Genomic DNA, 17,800 nt, shown 5'->3' with positions numbered 1-17,800 from the left:
TTCAGTATTTAAAATATAAGGGGGATGAGTCATATGTCTAAATTTTTAAAGTTCATGGCAATCATGTTAACGGCGGTATTAGTACTAAGTGCGTGTTCTTCAGGTGGAGGAAAGAAAGACAGTAAGAGCGATGAAACGCTTGATTTACAAATCAATGGGGATGTTCCTACTATGGATTCGGCAATGGCTACAGATGGATTATCATTTGATATGTTCTTCCAAACGATGGAAGGGTTATATACATTAGATAAAGATGATAAGGCCATTCCGGCAGTTGCTAAAGGCGAACCGAAAATTACAAATGACGGTAAAAAATGGACAGTTAAATTAAGAGATGATGCGAAATGGTCAAATGGTGATCCAGTTACTGCAAATGATTTTGTGTATGCTTGGAGAAAAGTTGTAGACCCAGATACAGCATCTGAATATGCATACATTTTATTCGATATTAAAAATGCTGAAGCAATTAATACGGGTAAGAAAAAACCGGAAGATTTAGGGGTTAAAGCAATAGACGATCATACTTTAGAATTTGAGCTAACAAAATCACTACCATATTACAAAGAGTTATTATCATTTGGAACATTTATGCCTCAAAATAAAAAATTCGTTGAAAAACAAGGCGATAAGTATGGAACTACTGTAAAATCTACACTTTATAATGGACCATTTAAAATGTCACAATGGAAACCAGATGATAAAGTAACTTTAACTAAAAATGATGAATATTGGGATAAAGGTAAAGTGAAATTAAATAAAGTGAACTACCAAGTCGTCAAAGAAGCATCAACAGCGATGAATTTATATGAAACGAATAAATTGGATATTGTAGATGTCCCAGCAGAACAAGTTAAGAAATATAAAGATAAGAAAGAATTTAGTACAGAATTAGGAACAGTGACATATTACTTCAAATTAAATGAAGATACCGTTCCAGAATTTAAGAATAAAGACTTTAGATTAGCATTTGCGAAAGCGATTGATAAAGAAGCATATGTGAAAAATAATTTAAATAATGGTTCAATAGCAGCAGATAATTTTGTACCAAAAGGTTTTGTGAAAGATAGTAAAGGCAAAGAATATCAAGATGGCGTAAAAAATAAAAATCAATACAACGTAAAAGAAGCGAAAGCGCATTTTGAAAAAGCTAAAAAAGCATTAGGAAAAGATAAGTTCACAATAGAGTTAATGACTTATGATAAAGATACAGCTAAAAGAGATGCAGAGTACTTTAAAGAGCAATTAGAAAAAAATCTACCTGGCGTTACAATTAAAATCAAACAACAACCATTTAAACAAAAATTAGATGTTGTTTCAAAAGGGGAATATGAAATGTCACTAGAGAATTGGATTCCGGATTATCCAGATCCAATGACATTCCTAGAATTATATGTAACTGATGGATCTCACAATAATACAGGATGGTCTAATAAATCATATGACAGTATTATAAAAGCAGCAGATTCAACATTAGCGAGTAACCCTGATAAACGATTATCTGAATTACAGCGTGCAGAAGGTATGTTGTTAAATGAAGCGGGCATTGTTCCACTTTATCAAGTTGGGGTAGCACAAATGCAGAAATCAAATGTTAAAAATGTCGTGAATCATCAATTTGGTGGTGTGACAACATTAAAAGAAGCCTATATTGAGAAATAATATATGAGAACAAAAAAACGGGAGCGGGACAGAAATCTAATTTACAAAAAAAGATTTCGTATCTCGCCCCGGCAAGGATGACTAGAGTTGAAAAAAGCTTGATACAAGCGCATTTTTAACTCAGTCATCTACTGCCAAGAAACTCAAACGAGGCTGAGACATATATTATGTCCCAGCCTCGTTTTAATATTTATTAGTATTTTTTGCGCATGCTTTCCGCGGGCATGTTCTCAGCCTGTAGTCTTCGAATCATGCTGTTCCCGCAGGAGTCAGCGCTAAAAAATACTATGTATAACGCGCTAACGAGATAGTTTTAGGAAACAATCCTGTTAGAAAATCTAACGAGATAGAAAGTGAAAACAATCCCGTTAAAAATTCTAACGAGATAGAAAGTAAAAACAATCCCGTTAGCGGGGAAAAATCCTGTTTTTAGGTGAAAAATCATGAAAAAAGTTAGTGTTCAACGCGCTAACGAGATAGTTTTAGGAAACAATCCTGTTAGAAAATCTAACGAGATAGAAAGTGAAAACAATCCCGTTAGCGGGGAAAAATCCTGCTTTTAGGTGAAAAATCATGAAAAAAGTTAGTGTTCAAAGCGCTAACGAGATAGTTCTGAGAAACAATCCCGTTAGAACATCTTTCATTATAAAATAGGGATGTCGACAACAAAAAAACGACTTGGATTTTTTCATCCAAGTCGTTTTAATATTTACTATTTTCTTTTACGTCCTAATCCCATTGCGTTTTCCATCTTTTTAAGTGTTTTATTTGCAACGAAACTTGCTTTGTCTCTACCTTGATCTAAGATTTCATCTAATACGTCTTTATTTTCATAGAAATAGTTGAATTTTTCTTGGAAAGTTAAAAGGAATTGTTTCACTACTTCAGCTAAGTCGCCTTTGAAGTCGCCATAACCTTTTCCTTCATATGCTACTTCAAGTTCTTCAACTGTTTTATTTGTAAGACTTGAATATATAACGAGTAAGTTACTGATACCTGGTTTGTTTTCTTTATCGTATTTTACGATACCATCAGAATCTGTAACTGCGCTTTTAATTTTTTTAGCAGCAACGTTTGGTTCGTCTAACAGTGAAATAAAGTTCTTTTGATTATCATCACTTTTACTCATTTTCTTAGTTGGATCTTGTAGACTCATAATACGTGCACCGAATTTTGGCATATGAATTTCTGGTTTTGTTAATATATCGTTGTATTTAGAGTTGAAACGATCAACTGTATTTCTTGTTAATTCTAAGTGTTGTTTTTGGTCTTCGCCAACTGGAACAATATTTGTATTATATAGTACAATGTCAGCAGCCATAAGTGGTGGATATGTTAATAATCCAGCAGGTATGCCTTGTGTTTGTTTTTGAGCTTTATCTTTATATTGTGTCATTCTTTCCAATTCACCGACGGAAGTGATTGTAGTTAAAATCCAACCTGCTTGTATATGTGCAGGTACTTCTGATTGTATAAATAATGTTGCTTTCTTATGATCTATACCTGATGCTAAATAAATAGCTGCCAATTTACGTATATTTTCTCTTAATTTAAGTCTATCTTGAGGTACTGTAATTGCATGTTGGTCTACTATACAAAAGTAGCAGTCATAATCATGCTGAATTTGATTAAATTGGTTTAATGCACCAATATAATTACCTAAAGTTGGGATACCACTAGGCTGGATGCCTGAGAACAAAGTTTCCATTATATGTTGCCTCTTTTCTACAAAATTTCTTTATATCATTATAACAGTATTTTAATCATTTGTAAGTTGTGTTATTCTAGTTAATAGATAAATATGTTGTGAATAGAAAATTCACCAATAATTTATTTGGTTTTTAATGAATTATTAGTAGTTTCTCATTTAATTTTAATCTTTGAGTTATACAATGTATTTATAGCAAATAGATAAAGAGTAAACCAAGTGAACATATGTTGTTTAACCTATAGCTATAATGGGTATATATGTTATAAGTGTAAAGTATCTTATAAAATCACTGACGTTTAACATAAATTATATTCGATTAGGAGAGTGAGATGTATGGTAACATTATTTACTTCACCAAGTTGCACATCTTGCCGTAAAGCGAAAGCATGGTTACAAGAACATGACATTCCGTATACGGAGCGAAATATTTTTTCAGAACATTTAACATTAGATGAAATTAAAGCAATCTTAAAAATGACAGAAGATGGAACAGATGAAATCATTTCAACTCGTTCTAAAACATATCAAAAATTAAATGTAGATATCGATGCATTACCTCTACAAGAATTATATACAATTATACAAGATAATCCAGGTTTACTTCGTCGTCCAATTATTTTAGATGACAAACGTTTACAAGTTGGATATAACGAAGATGAGATTCGTCGTTTCTTACCAAGAAAAGTACGTACGTTCCAACTAATGGAAGCGCAACGTATGGTTGACTAATTTAATCTAATATTAAATTTAAGAGGCTGTGACATTTTTTGTCGCTGCCTCTTATTTTATTTTTTTATCAAATTTAAACGGGATAATACGTGCTGTATGAGTATTTAAAATTAAATGCTGATGGATTAAACAAATTACTGTTAAAATGTATTTGTTTATAATACAATGAATGTACTATTCCGACAGTAAGGGAGTGTGACATTATGAGAATAGAACGAATTGATGAAACAACTGTAAAGTTATTTATCACATATCAGGATATCGAAGCACGTGGTTTTAAAAGGGAAGACTTATGGACAAACCGTAAACGTGGGGAAGAGTTTTTCTGGTCAATGATGGATGAAATTAATGACGAAGAAGAATTTGTAGTTGAAGGCCCATTATGGATTCAAGTACATGCATTTGAAAAGGGTGTTGAAGTAACAGTTTCAAAATCTAAAGGTGATGAACTGATGAACATGACTGATGAAGAATCTAATGAACAATTAGAATATCAAGTCAATGATTTCTTATCTCAAGCACTCGATTCAGATCAAAATATCGGAGAACTTTTAAATGAAGATAATGATGATAAACCATTCATCCCTAAAGATATTGGTTTGCTTGTTAGATTCGAAGAGTTAGAAGATATTATTGAATACGCACATTATAACGAACACAAAGACATTGTATTTACTGACTTACTATATATGTTAGATAATAAATATTATTACTATGTACAATTTGATCAAATTGATAGTGAAGAAATTATCAATGATTTCTATGGACAATTGCTTGAATATGCAAATCCAACACAAATATCTAAATTATACCTTGATGATTACGCTAAAGTTGTCATGAGTTATAATGTTACAGGACAAATTACAAGATATTTTGAACCAAAAAACTAAATAAGTAATTTGAACACCTCTTTACGTTTAATAAAGTAAAGAGGTGTTTTTTTATGTTAATCGGTTTGAACCAAGACAATGAATTAGTGCATGCGCAATATGCAGAGGAAAGAGAAGAATATAGATGTCCGGAATGTTTATGTGAACTTATTTTAAGAAAAGGACGACACACGATTATCCATTTTGCACACAAATCTAATAGTGCTTGTTCCAATTCGGCAATGAAGAAAGAGTCTTTAGAACATATCTCATCTAAGCATCATATTTATGCCAAATTAAATAATAAAGTACAAGTGGATATGGAATACTATTTGTCAGAAATTAATCAAATTCCGGATATTATTATTAATAAGCGATTGATTGTTGAATTTCAATATTCACCGATTAGTTTTACTTTACTGCTAAATCGAACTGAAGGTTATCACGCACTAAATATGGATGTTAAATGGATTGGGAAGGACGTAACGTATAGTGACGGTATGCTCCATTTGAATTATTTTGAAGCAGCATTAATTAATTGTACTGAGCGAACATTATTAACATATAATCCAATTACACAAACGTTAATCAAGTATGAGAATATCCAATCAATAGATAAGCATCTATTTATAGCTAATAGAAAGGTTATTCAATGGATGGATTTAATACCGCACTGTGAAAGATGTGAGGTTCCAACATTTTATTTAACCAATCAAGCATATGATGAATATATTAGTAAATGTAAGAAACAGAGAAATGTATTAGAACCGACACTTTCGATGCTGTATCAAGCGAGACTACTAAATGAGAAACGACTGGATATTATAGGGATTATTGTACCGGAACAAATTTATTTCTTAACGCATTGTATTACTTGGCAAGCTTTTATCTATAAGGAAATTAAAGAAGGTACATTTTCATTCAAAAAATTGTATGGGTTTATAAAGTTCAGATCATTTCATTTTAATTATTCAAAGATGGACGTACTAAAAAGGGCAGTAAATACATACTTTACAATCATTCAGAAAAAGGCTATATCACGTGCAAAATCAAGCGTTTAATGAGAAAATTATAAGTACGATAATCAAAGGAGGCTATTAAAATGGCAAATCTAATTACGAGAGAAGAACAACAAGAGCAATACACTTGGGATTTAACAACAATTTTCCCTTCAGATGAAGCTTATGAAGAAGCATTCAAAGAATTAGAAACATATCTTGGTAAAGAAGAACAATTCAAAGGGCACTTAAAGGATAGTTCTGACACACTTTATCAAGCATTGTTATTAGATAGTGAGATTGATGAAAAGTTAGGTAAAGTTTATGTGTATGCACACTTAAAACATGACCAAGATACAGCAAATGATAAATATGCTGGTTATGAAGCAAAAGCAGCAACATTGGCTAATAAATTTGCTAGTGCATGGAGCTTTATCTTACCTGAATTAATGTCTATTGATGAAACAACATTAAACGAATTTGTTGAATCTAATGAAGACTTAAAGAGATATCAATTTGATATTGAAAAGTTAAATAAAAAAAGACCACATATTTTAAGTGATAAAGAAGAGAAGATACTTGCTGAAGCGGGTGAAGCATTACAAACGCCAAGTAATGTCTTTGGTATGTTTAACAATGCAGATTTATCATTTAAACCTGCGATTGATAAAGACGGTAATGAACATGAATTAACACAAGGTACTTATAACAAATTATTAGAATCTGAAGATAGAATCTTAAGAAAGTCAGCTTATGACAACGTCTATGAAGCATATGGTAGTCACAATAATACATTGACTGCAACTTTAAGTGGTAAAGTCAAAACTGCAATATTTAGCTCTAAAGTGCGCCAATATCAATCAGCGAGAGAGCAAGCGTTATCTAATAACTTTATACCTGAAGACGTATATGACAATTTGATTGAAACAGTACATAAACATCTTCCATTGTTACATCGTTATACTGAATTGCGTAAAGAGCTATTAGGCTTAGATGAAATGCATATGTATGACATGTACACACCATTAGTTAAAAATTCATCATTTGAAATGCCATATGAAGAAGCGAAAGATTGGATGTTGAAAGCATTACAACCAATGGGTAAAGAATACATGGATGTCGTTGAAGAAGGATTGAACAATAGATGGGTAGACGTTTATGAAAATAAAGGTAAACGTTCAGGTGGTTATTCTTCAGGTGCACATTTAACAAATCCATTTATACTGTTGAATTGGTCAGATTCAATTTCTGATTTATTTACACTTATTCATGAATTTGGACATTCGGCACATAGTTACTTTAGTCGTAAACATCAATTGTCTAACGAAAGTGATTATTCAATCTTTGTAGCTGAAGTAGCTTCAACAACAAATGAAGCATTATTAAGTGAATACATGGATAAAAATTTAGAAGATCCTGAAAAACGTAAGTATTTATTAAATCAAGAATTAGAGAGATTTAGAGCAACTTTATTCAGACAAACAATGTTTGCGGAATTTGAATATTTAATTCATAAGATTGTAGAAGAGGGTGAACCTTTAACTGCTGATCGATTAAATACGGAATATGCCGAATTAAATAAGAAGTACTTTGGTGATTCAGTTGTGACTGATGAAAATATTGCTAAAGAGTGGTCAAGAATTCCTCATTTCTATTATAATTTTTACGTTTATCAATATGCGACTGGCTATAGTGCCGCACAAGCATTGAGTAAACAAATATTAGATGAAGGTGAACCAGCAGTTACAAGATATATTAATGAATTCTTAAAAGCGGGTAGTTCAGATTATCCAATTGAAGTTTTGAAAAAAGCAGGCGTAGATATGACATCTAAACAGCCAATAGAAGAAGCGATGGAAGTGTTTGAAGAGAAATTAAATGCCTTTGAGAAGCTTGTAAAAGAACTTTAAGGCATGAACGCGTTTCCAATATGACAAGTATGTGACAAATCAAAAAAAACGGTGTTTTTTGTTGAATTCGGTGTACATACCATGTTATATTACATACATGAAATTAATCACATAACAAACATACCCCTTTGTTTGAAGTGAAAAATTTCTCCCATCCCCTTTGTTTAAGCACCGTGTAATCAGACACGGTGTTTTTTTTATCTAAAGTTAACATCCCAAAAGTTATCTAATTAAGATTTGAGTAGTGAGTAGACCACACTCAAATGAAAAAGCACTTCTTACTTGGAATTTATTTTCCTCGTAAGAAGTGCTTTTTTTATTGCATTAGATTATTTTGCTTTTTCATTCATTTTCTTATATTGCCAGAAGTCTCCATGTACGGATGTTTGTTGTTCGATATAACCTTGTAATTGTAGTTTTCTCAATTCTCTTTTTACAATCTTTTCTGGCCATTCATATATTGTTTCAATTTCTTGTTCTGTAATAATGTTTTGCGTCTGTATATATTCAAGAAGTTTTGGAGGAAGTTGTTTTTCTACTTCTGTACCAATCAGTTCTTGGATGATATACGTATAAATATGATATGGGTATAATCCTTCAACTTTAAGTCCTTCAGCATGAACATCTTCATTAAAGAACACAAGGGAAGGTGTCATGTTTATATCCATCTCTCTTGCGATGTGTAAGTCTGTTTGTAGACTTTCTTTTAATGCTGGATCCTTTAAATCTTTGATGAATACAGGTAAATCAATTCCTGATTTATAAGCGCACTTTCTAATTAGTTCAGAAGTGATTATTTTTTCATGAGGAATGATCTCATTCTGTATCAGATTTAAGAATCTTGTCGCTCTGTTATGCCCTTGTAATTCGGCTGCTTTAAATGCTAACGCAACGTTATCAAATTCACATGTACTTTGCGCTTGGCATTTCGTTAAAACTTTAAGAGACGGGTTTAAAATCTGACGGATTTTAACATATTTTTGATATTCGATTTTTAACTTTGCTAATGTTGATGATAGATTGAAGCAATCCTCGCAAAATGGATCGAAAAATGAATAAATTTCAATTTTGCTTACTGGCGTTAAATCTATATTATTTTGTTCATTAGCATGGATTAATCTTAATTCTTCGGCCATATTATCCACCTTCACTATATTAAGCGTTAACCATGTGATTTGCAGTTAGCTTTAGTCTTTCGTATAAATATTCTTGGACATCTTTATCAAGACGAGATGAGGTAAGCGCGATATGCATATTTTCTAACCAAGCATCTCTTTCGTATTGCGTAATCGTAAATGGTAAGTGACGTTGTCGTAACATTGGATGTCCGTGTTCTTCAGTATATAAAGAAGGACCACCCAAAAATTGTGTTAAAAATTGTTTCTGCTTGCGACTTGTTTCAGCAAAGTCGCCTGGAAAAAGATGATTAATTCGCGTGTCTTCTGCTACTCGTTCATAAAAGTAATCAATCATGTCGTATAAATCTGTGGGGTCGATAACTTCGTATGGCGTCATAATTTCACCTTTTCTTGCTTATTTCAATATTGATAATATTAATATAACATGTTCATAAATTTTTGAAAGTATTTCGACTTGTAATGAAAGTTGTTTCAAGTAGTTCGTCTATTTGCATCAAAGAAGCGTTTAACCTTATTGTCAGGCGTTTGTTTATCAATTTGAAGATCAGTTAATAATTGTTCAAATGCAATTTCACCTTGCTCATAATCGGTAACTTCAAACTCTAACTCATAATCTTCAATTCCTAAATATAAGCTGTGATCAAGTACTAACAATCCTGAATCTAATTGTTTTTCTAATCGGTATGTTGTCAGTTCACCGAGTAATCGTAAATTTTCTATTTCAATATGATGTTCTGATAATACTTGAACAATTTGAGGAGGTAATTCATTTCTATGAAGGAAACGATCTTCACTAGGTAATTCATCGACAACTTCATTATATTCTAAAAGTCCAACTGTTTGAGGTACTTTTAATGTCATTTCATAATGTTCAGCTTTCTTTCTGATTCTTAGTGCCATTTTTTTTGAAATGATATCATGGTTTGGTGTGTCTATATAGTAATTTGTTTGTTTAAATGGTTGATTATCGTTAAAATAGGTCTGTTTGATTTTTTTATATTGAAGAGGTGTGAGTATATTTTTAAATTCAATTTCTAATTCTTCTGCCATTATGTAACACTTCCTTTCCTTCTATTATTATAGAAGATTTACGTGAAAACAAGTAATTACATAAATTTAGAGTGATGGCATGAATGTTTAAATTAAAATGTGTTAAAATAGATTGGAATAAGGAGGAACAGCAATGCGTATTTATGTAAATGAAATTAAGATAAAAGATAATCAAATTCAATGTTACACTGACAAATCTACTGAAGGTTTAGAACCAGCAGAACATATGATAGTAGATAGTGATAATCATGCGTTTGTATATATGTTAGATAATGGTGAACAATATCAATATTTATTATTTGTAGAAGAAACTTGGTCTATGATACATGAACATTTAGATAAAGAGATTATTGTGAATGATCAAATTAAATTGACTTCATTTAAAGAAGAAATGGAATTTTTATTAGATAATATTGCAGATAATCACAATTATGGCAAAGATTTTGTGGCTACTGTCGAGGAAGCATTTGAATTAAACAAAGCGGAGTGATGGTTATGAATCAATGGGAAGAATTTTTGGCACCATATAAACAAGCAATTGATGAATTAAAGATTAAGTTGAAGGGGTTGCGCAAGCAATATGAATCTTTAGATAGACCTTCGCCAATTGAATTTGTAACGGGCCGTGTGAAACCAATTTCAAGCATTATAGATAAAGCAAATCAACGTGATATTCCATTTGATCGTTTGAGAGAAGAAATGTATGACATTGCTGGTTTAAGAATGATGTGCCAATTTGTTGATGATATAGATGTTGTTGTTGAGTTATTAAGACAACGTCAAGACTTTGAAGTCATAGAAGAGCGTAATTACATTGAGTACACGAAAGAAAGTGGTTATCGTTCTTATCATGTAATCATCAGTTACCCAATTGAGACATTACACGGTCAAACAAATATTTTGGCAGAAATACAAATTAGAACTTTAGCAATGAATTTTTGGGCGACAATTGAACATACTTTAAGGTATAAGTATGATGGTGATTATCCTCCAGAAATCAGAAATCGACTGGAAAGAGCTGCTGAAGCGGCATTTTTATTGGATGAAGAAATGTCCGAAATACGTGAAGAGATACAAGAAGCACAGAAGTATTATTCGAGACAGAAAAGTAATAAACATAATCATGATTAAGGGGTGAATGCTTTGAAGTATAATATTTTGTCTAAAGGAGATTCTAAATCGAATGCATTAATGTATAAGATGAAAAATCATATGAATGACTTTAATATGATAGAAGATAAAGAGTCTCCAGATATTGTAATATCAGTTGGTGGCGATGGTACTTTGTTACAGGCATTTCACCAATATAGTCATATGTTAGGCGATGTAAGTTTTGTCGGTGTACATACAGGGCATTTAGGATTTTATGCAGATTGGTTACCACATGAAGTAGAGAAATTAATTATTGAAATCAATAATTCAACATATCAAGTGATTGAATATCCATTACTAGAAGTCATCATTCGTTATAAAAAGGGTGGATATGAAACACGATATTTAGCATTGAATGAAGCGACAATCAAAACAGATAATGGTGCAACGTTAGTTGTAGATTTAGTGTTAAGAGGTGAACAGTTTGAAAGGTTTAGAGGAGATGGCTTATGTGTGTCAACGCCATCTGGTTCAACTGCTTACAACAAAGCTTTAGGAGGAGCATTAATTCATCCTTCTCTAGAAGCAATGCAAATTGCCGAAATAGCATCCATCAACAACCGTGTATTTAGAACTGTTGGGTCACCATTAGTTTTACCTAAACATCATGTATGTCATATTCATCCAGTTAATAATGATACGTTGCAAGTTACAATCGATCATGTCAATGTTAAGCATAAAAACATCGAATCGATTCAGTATAGAGTCGCAAACGAGAAAGTACGCTTTGCAAGATTTAGACCATTTCCATTTTGGAAGAGAGTCCATGATTCATTTATTTCGAATGAGGATTAAAATATGAAAGTCATACTTTATCATGTAGAAATAGAAATGACTTTAAAAGCATTATTATATGAAAAAGGCATTTCTAAAAGTAGTTTAAGCGCCATTAAGCAAAATGGTGCTTTATTTGTGAATGAAGAAAGTGTTACTGTACGTAAAATGCTTTATCCAGGTGATCAAGTAAAAGTACATTTACCAATTGAACAACCGAGTCATAATTTACTGCCATTTCAAATGAAATTGCAGATTTTATTTGAAGATGAATGGTTTATTATCATTTCGAAACCTGCTAATGTCAGTACATCTCCATCAAGAGATCATCGACATGGCAGTTTAGTAGAGGGCGTACTTTATTATATGCATCAAAACAATGAGCAAACAATTCCACATATCGTAACACGTTTAGATAGAGGTACAAGTGGTATTGTTATATTTGCAAAACATCAGCTGTTACATCATATGATTTCAAACAGTGATATAAGCAAATATTATTTAGCTATCGTTCATGGTGTTGTGGGCGAAGCAAATGGTGATATTCGTTTGCCAATAGGTAGAGCACCTCATTCAATTATTGAAAGAGAAGTATCTGAGAATGGAAAGTTTGCACATACGTCATTTAATCGAATAAATGACGATGGACAGTATAGTTTATTGAAATTACAATTATTTACGGGAAGAACACATCAAATTAGAGTACACTTATCACACATTGGTCATCCAATCGTTGGAGACAGTTTATATGGCTTTGAAGATGAAGAAGTGAACCATCAATTATTGCATTGTAATAATGTGATTTTTATTCATCCAATTACACATGAAAAAATTAATATAATTGATGAAATGCCAGAAAACTTTGTGCTTAGAGGTGTGCTATAATAAATTGTATTTTTATGAGGAGGTGGCAAAGTTGGTTAACGATAACAATGAACAATTCGTTGAAGATGAAGCGTTCGATAAAGACAAATTGGACGCTTTATTATTTAACGATGAAATAGACCAATTTCGAGAAGAATTTTTAAGTATGCATACATATGATCAAGGTGAATACTTTGAACTATGTGATAACGAACTGAAACAAAAAATCTATCAATTCCTTTCACCTTTAGAAGTTGCAGATTTCTTTGAAACAACGGAATTAGATGATGAGGAATATGAAGAAATATTTCAAAATATGAATGCCAATTATGCAAGTCAGATGTTAAGTGATATGTCTTACGATAATGCCGTGGATATATTAAATGTACTTTCTAAGAATAAAGTTGCCACTTTACTTACACTCATGAATAGGGAAGATGCTAAAGAAATTAAAGCATTACTACATTATGAAGAAGATACTGCCGGTGGTATCATGACGACAGAATTTATATCTGTCTATTCAACGATGTCAGTAAAGGAAGCAATGTTTTATGTCAAAGAACAAGCACCTCAAGCTGAGACGATTTATGTCATATTCGTAGTTAATGAAAATAAAAAATTAGCGGGTGTTATTTCTTTACGTGACCTTATCGTTGCAGAAAATGATGCTTATATTGAAGAAATTATGAGCGAACGTGTCATTAGTTCAAATGTTGCTGATGACCAAGAAGATGTCGCACAAACGATGCGTGATTATGACTTAATCGCATTACCAGTTATTGATTATCAAGACCATTTATTAGGTATTATCACAATTGATGATATCCTAGATGTAATGGATGAAGAAGCAAGTGAAGACTACTCTAAATTAGCCGGTGTTTCTGATATTGACTCAACGAATGATTCAGTATTTCAAACTGCCATGAAACGTTTACCATGGCTATTAATCTTAACTGTACTTGGTATGATCACTGCATCTATACTTGGTCAGTTTGAAGAAACATTATCACAGGTTGCTTTACTTGCGGCATTTATTCCGATTATTAGTGGGATGAGTGGGAACTCTGGAACTCAATCATTAGCCGTATCAGTTCGTAATATATCAACTGGTGAAATAGATGAGCAAAGCAAATTTAAACTTGCATTACGTGAATCAGGTTCAGGATTATTGACCGGCGTATTCTGTGCGATTAGCTTATTTATTATTATCGTATTATTATATAGGGAACCGGTCTTAGCATTAATTGTATCTATTAGTTTAACAATCGCTATGACTGTCGGAACATTAATGGGCGCTGTTATTCCAATGTTTATGAATAAAATGAACATTGACCCTGCCGTTGCTAGTGGACCATTTATTACTACTATTAACGATATTGTCAGTATGTTAATTTATTTCGGACTAGCAACAGCATTTATGTCTTATTTAATTTAAGGAGAATCATATGGAGCATTCAAGTTTTACATCACTAGTAATCGTTGTTATAGCAGCATTTTTAACACCGGTTCTAGTAAATAGACTTAAAATATCATTCTTACCTGTTGTTGTCGCTGAAATATTAATGGGGATTATATTAGGAGATTCGTTGTTTGGATTAGTAAAAGAAGATACGTGGTTATCCATCCTTTCAACATTAGGGTTTATATTCTTGATGTTTTTAAGTGGTTTAGAGATAGATTTCAACGCATTTAAGACGAAGAAACACGAAGATAAAGAAGATGAGAATGAAATACCAAGCAATATATATTTAACAACGATTGTATTTAGTATGATCATGGTTATTTCCATCTTCTTAGCATTCGTATTTAAATGGACTGGATTAATTGATGATGTTCTATTAATGATTATCATTATTTCTACGATTAGTCTAGGTGTCGTCGTACCTACATTAAAAGAAATGAACATTATGCACACGAATATTGGGCAATTTATCTTATTAGTTGCCGTTGTTGCAGATTTAGCGACAATGTTATTGCTTACAGTTTACGGGACAGTCAATGCACATGGAGATTCTCCATTGTGGTTAATAGGTATATTAATTGTATTTAGTTTTGTATTCTATATCGTTGGTGGTTTATTTAAAAAATCATCATTCCTAAAGAAATTGACGTCTGGAACTACACAAATTGGTATACGTGCCGTATTCGCATTAATTATTTTATTAGTTGCGCTCGCTGAAGGTGTAGGCGCTGAAAATATACTTGGTGCATTCTTAGCAGGTGTTATAGTGTCCTTACTCGGCCCTGATCAAGATATGGTAGAAAAATTAGACTCATTTGGTTATGGATTTTTCATTCCTATCTTCTTCATAATGGTAGGTGTGAATTTAGATATTCCTTCATTAATCAAAGAACCAAGTTTACTTATCATCATTCCATTATTGTTTGTCGCATTTCTAGTTTCAAAAATTATACCTGTTGCTTATATTGGCAAATGGTACGATAAATATACAACGATTTCATCAGCATTTTTATTAACGTCAACGTTATCACTCGTTATTGCGGCTGCTAAAATAGCTGAACAATTAGACACAATTTCACCTGAAATTTCAGGCATACTTATTTTAAGTGCTGTTATTACATGTGTATTTGTTCCAGTTGTATTCAAGAAATTATTCCCAATGCCGGAAGAGACGAAGACAATCGTGAAAGTAAGCTTTATCGGGAAAAACCAATTATCAATACCAGTCGCACAAAGTATACATTCAAATATTTATCAAACGACAATGTTCTTTAGAAAAGATTTATCAGATAATAGAAAGTTAGATCAAAGTATTCGAACGTTTGAATTAGATGACTATATTGAAGAAGAATTGATAGAACTCGGATTATTTAATTCTGATATTATTGTATGTTCTGCTAATGATGACTTGATTAATAAGAAAGTCGCATTAATGGCACATGACCATGGTGTTAAACGTATTATTTGTAAACAAGAAAATGGCTTTGAAGATGAAGCATTTGAAGGTAAAAATATTGAATTCTTTAGTAGTTTCTTAAGTAATAAAACACTGTTAAAAGGTTTAATAGAATCACCAAATATGCTGAACTTATTAAGCAATGTTGAAACATCATTATATGAAATTGAAATGAAAAATCACAGTTATCATAATGTGTTATTAAGATCATTCCCATTTGCTGGAGACGTTATCTTCGTTCGTATTATTAGAGGGAAAGATTCAATCGTTCCGCATGGTGACACAGAACTACAATATGGCGATAAATTAATCGTTACAGGTTCAAAAGAATATGTTTCACAATTGAAACAAGATATGGAATTTATTTAAGTTATGTTTTAAGTATGTCGACAAAGTCTTAGCTTTGTCGGCATTTTTTTATGAGCATACTTTTAATATAACGCTAAAAAATGCTTGGGGTTTATGGCTAACGAGATAGTTCTGGGAAACAATCACTTTAGAAAATCTAACGAGATAGAAAATGAAAACAATCACGTTAGCGAGTAAATGGAGCACACAAAAGCCCGGATTTACTACAAAAAGTGAGAAAACAAGACGCTAACGAGATAGTTCTGGGAAACAATCCTGTTAGAAAATCTAACGAGATAGAAAATGAAAACAATCTCGTTAGCGGGTAAATGGAGCACACAAAAGCCCAGATTTACTACAAAAAGTGAGAAAACAAGACGCTAACGAGATAGTTCTGGGAAACAATCTTGTTAGAAAGTCTAACGAGATAGAAAGTAAAAACAATCACGTTAGCGAGTAAATGGAGCACACAAAAGCCCGGATTTACTACAAAAAGTGAGAAAACAAGACGCTAACGAGATAGTTCTGGGAAACAATCCTGTTAGAAAATCTAACGAGATAGAAAATGAAAACAATCTCGTTAGCGAGTAAATGGAGCACACAAAAGCCCGGATTTACTACAAAAAGTGAGAAAACAATGTGCTAACGAGATAGTTCTTGAAAACAATCCTGTTAGAAAATCTAACGAGATAGAAAGTAAAAACAATCACGTTAGCGTGGCATTTTTTTATGAGCATACTTCAACATCAAAAACTCAAGCTTTTAATTTAGGATTGAAATGTATAACGCTTGTCAGGTGGTATGACCAGTGTTATTATTTAATATGAATGTAATGAATAATATACATATTAAAGGAGTATACTGAATGTTCAATTTAGAAGGTAAAACATATGTGATTATGGGTATCGCGAATAAGAGAAGTATAGGATTTGGCGTAGCTAAAGTACTAGATGAATTAGGTGCAAATTTAGTATTCACTTATAGAAAAGAACGTAGTAAAATTCAACTTGAAAAATTATTCGACGAATTAAAAAATCAACAAGGACAACATATATACGAATGTGATGTTCAACAAGATGATCAAGTCATTCAAGCATTTGAACAAATTGGCGAGAAATTCGGCCAAATTGACGGTGTTTATCATTCAATTGCTTTTGCTAACATGGAAGATTTACGCGGAAGATTTACAGATACATCACGTGAAGGATTCTTATTAGCACAAGATATTAGTTCTTACTCATTAACGATAGTTGCACGTGAAGCTAAAAAATTAATGCCTGAAGGTGGAAGCATTGTTGCGACAACATACTTAGGCGGAGAATTTGCAGTACCAAACTATAACGTGATGGGTGTTGCTAAAGCAAGTCTTGAAGCAAACGTTAAATATTTAGCTCGTGACTTAGGTGAAGATAATATTCGTGTGAATGCAATATCTGCTGGACCAATCCGTACATTAAGTGCGAAAGGCGTTGGCGGTTTTAATTCAATTCTTAAAGAAATTGAAGAGCGTTCACCATTGAAACGTAATGTTGATATTATCGAAGTAGGTAAGACAGCGGCTTATTTATTAAGTGATTATTCAAGCGGTGTTACTGGTGAAAATATCCATGTAGACTCAGGTTATCACGTAGTAAGATAATACAAAAGGAGCAAGACAATGTAATCTCATTGTCTTGCTC

At 32.2% G+C, this 17,800-nt stretch carries 16 protein-coding genes; 12 read left to right on the top strand and 4 right to left on the bottom strand.

What is annotated here, in order from left to right; genetic code table 11:
* Nucleotides 1-33 precede the first annotated feature (33 nt).
* Nucleotides 34-1,659 (top strand): peptide ABC transporter substrate-binding protein, encoded by a 1,626-nt coding sequence (locus P3U32_RS09390; protein WP_323702877.1) that lies wholly within the window; start codon nt 34-36, stop codon nt 1,657-1,659.
* Between the two features lie 712 nt (nt 1,660-2,371).
* Here P3U32_RS09390 and trpS read toward each other — a convergent pair.
* Nucleotides 2,372-3,367, bottom strand: coding sequence for a tryptophan--tRNA ligase (gene trpS / locus P3U32_RS09385; protein ID WP_323702876.1), 996 nt, complete (start codon nt 3,365-3,367; stop codon nt 2,372-2,374).
* A 336-nt stretch (nt 3,368-3,703) separates the two neighbouring features.
* Between trpS and spxA the strand changes: the two genes are divergently transcribed.
* The 4 genes from spxA (at nt 3,704) to pepF (ending at nt 7,876) form a co-directional block, all read left to right on the top strand.
* Complete coding sequence (gene spxA / locus P3U32_RS09380; protein ID WP_323702875.1) at nt 3,704-4,099, top strand: transcriptional regulator SpxA; 396 nt, start codon at nt 3,704-3,706, stop codon at nt 4,097-4,099.
* Nucleotides 4,100-4,302: 203 nt separating this feature from the next.
* A complete protein-coding gene (gene mecA / locus P3U32_RS09375) occupies nt 4,303-4,989 on the top strand; it encodes an adaptor protein MecA (RefSeq protein ID WP_323702874.1) in 687 nt (228 codons plus the stop codon).
* A 53-nt stretch (nt 4,990-5,042) separates the two neighbouring features.
* Entirely contained in the window at nt 5,043-6,029 is a 987-nt protein-coding gene (locus P3U32_RS09370) for a competence protein CoiA (RefSeq protein WP_323702873.1), read from the top strand.
* Between the two features lie 41 nt (nt 6,030-6,070).
* Complete coding sequence (gene pepF, locus P3U32_RS09365) at nt 6,071-7,876, top strand: oligoendopeptidase F (protein ID WP_323702872.1); 1,806 nt, start codon at nt 6,071-6,073, stop codon at nt 7,874-7,876.
* 329 nt (nt 7,877-8,205) lie between these two features.
* On the opposite strand, the gene P3U32_RS09360 is transcribed toward pepF, so the two are convergent.
* The 3 genes from P3U32_RS09360 to P3U32_RS09350 form a co-directional block, all read right to left on the bottom strand.
* Nucleotides 8,206-9,012, bottom strand: a complete 807-nt coding sequence (locus tag P3U32_RS09360) for a DsbA family protein (RefSeq protein ID WP_323702871.1) — start codon at nt 9,010-9,012, stop codon at nt 8,206-8,208.
* Nucleotides 9,013-9,031: 19 nt separating this feature from the next.
* Nucleotides 9,032-9,391: a truncated hemoglobin gene (locus tag P3U32_RS09355; protein WP_323702870.1), complete on the bottom strand. Its 360-nt coding sequence runs from the start codon at nt 9,389-9,391 to the stop codon at nt 9,032-9,034.
* Nucleotides 9,392-9,486: 95 nt separating this feature from the next.
* A complete protein-coding gene (locus P3U32_RS09350; RefSeq protein ID WP_323702869.1) occupies nt 9,487-10,065 on the bottom strand; it encodes a CYTH domain-containing protein in 579 nt (192 codons plus the stop codon).
* A 133-nt stretch (nt 10,066-10,198) separates the two neighbouring features.
* Between P3U32_RS09350 and P3U32_RS09345 the strand changes: the two genes are divergently transcribed.
* The 7 genes from P3U32_RS09345 to fabI all read left to right on the top strand — a co-directional run bounded on the left by P3U32_RS09345 (nt 10,199) and on the right by fabI (nt 17,760).
* Nucleotides 10,199-10,555, top strand: coding sequence for a UPF0738 family protein (locus P3U32_RS09345; RefSeq protein WP_323702868.1), 357 nt, complete (start codon nt 10,199-10,201; stop codon nt 10,553-10,555).
* Nucleotides 10,556-10,560: 5 nt separating this feature from the next.
* Nucleotides 10,561-11,196, top strand: coding sequence for a GTP diphosphokinase (locus P3U32_RS09340; RefSeq protein ID WP_323702867.1), 636 nt, complete (start codon nt 10,561-10,563; stop codon nt 11,194-11,196).
* A 12-nt stretch (nt 11,197-11,208) separates the two neighbouring features.
* Nucleotides 11,209-12,012: an NAD kinase gene (locus P3U32_RS09335; protein WP_323702866.1), complete on the top strand. Its 804-nt coding sequence runs from the start codon at nt 11,209-11,211 to the stop codon at nt 12,010-12,012.
* A gap of 3 nt (nt 12,013-12,015) precedes the next feature.
* On the top strand, nt 12,016-12,876 hold the full coding sequence (locus P3U32_RS09330; protein ID WP_323702865.1) for an RluA family pseudouridine synthase: 861 nt from the start codon (nt 12,016-12,018) through the stop codon (nt 12,874-12,876).
* A 31-nt stretch (nt 12,877-12,907) separates the two neighbouring features.
* Nucleotides 12,908-14,290 (top strand): magnesium transporter, encoded by a 1,383-nt coding sequence (gene mgtE, locus P3U32_RS09325; protein WP_323702864.1) that lies wholly within the window; start codon nt 12,908-12,910, stop codon nt 14,288-14,290.
* A 10-nt stretch (nt 14,291-14,300) separates the two neighbouring features.
* Complete coding sequence (locus tag P3U32_RS09320; protein WP_323702863.1) at nt 14,301-16,142, top strand: cation:proton antiporter domain-containing protein; 1,842 nt, start codon at nt 14,301-14,303, stop codon at nt 16,140-16,142.
* Between the two features lie 844 nt (nt 16,143-16,986).
* Complete coding sequence (fabI, locus tag P3U32_RS09315) at nt 16,987-17,760, top strand: enoyl-ACP reductase FabI (RefSeq protein ID WP_323702862.1); 774 nt, start codon at nt 16,987-16,989, stop codon at nt 17,758-17,760.
* Nucleotides 17,761-17,800 lie beyond the last annotated feature (40 nt).

It is taken from the genome of Mammaliicoccus sp. Dog046, assembly GCF_034039665.1.
Lineage (GTDB): Bacteria > Bacillota > Bacilli > Staphylococcales > Staphylococcaceae > Mammaliicoccus.
This window is presented reverse-complemented; position numbering and strand designations above follow the sequence as displayed.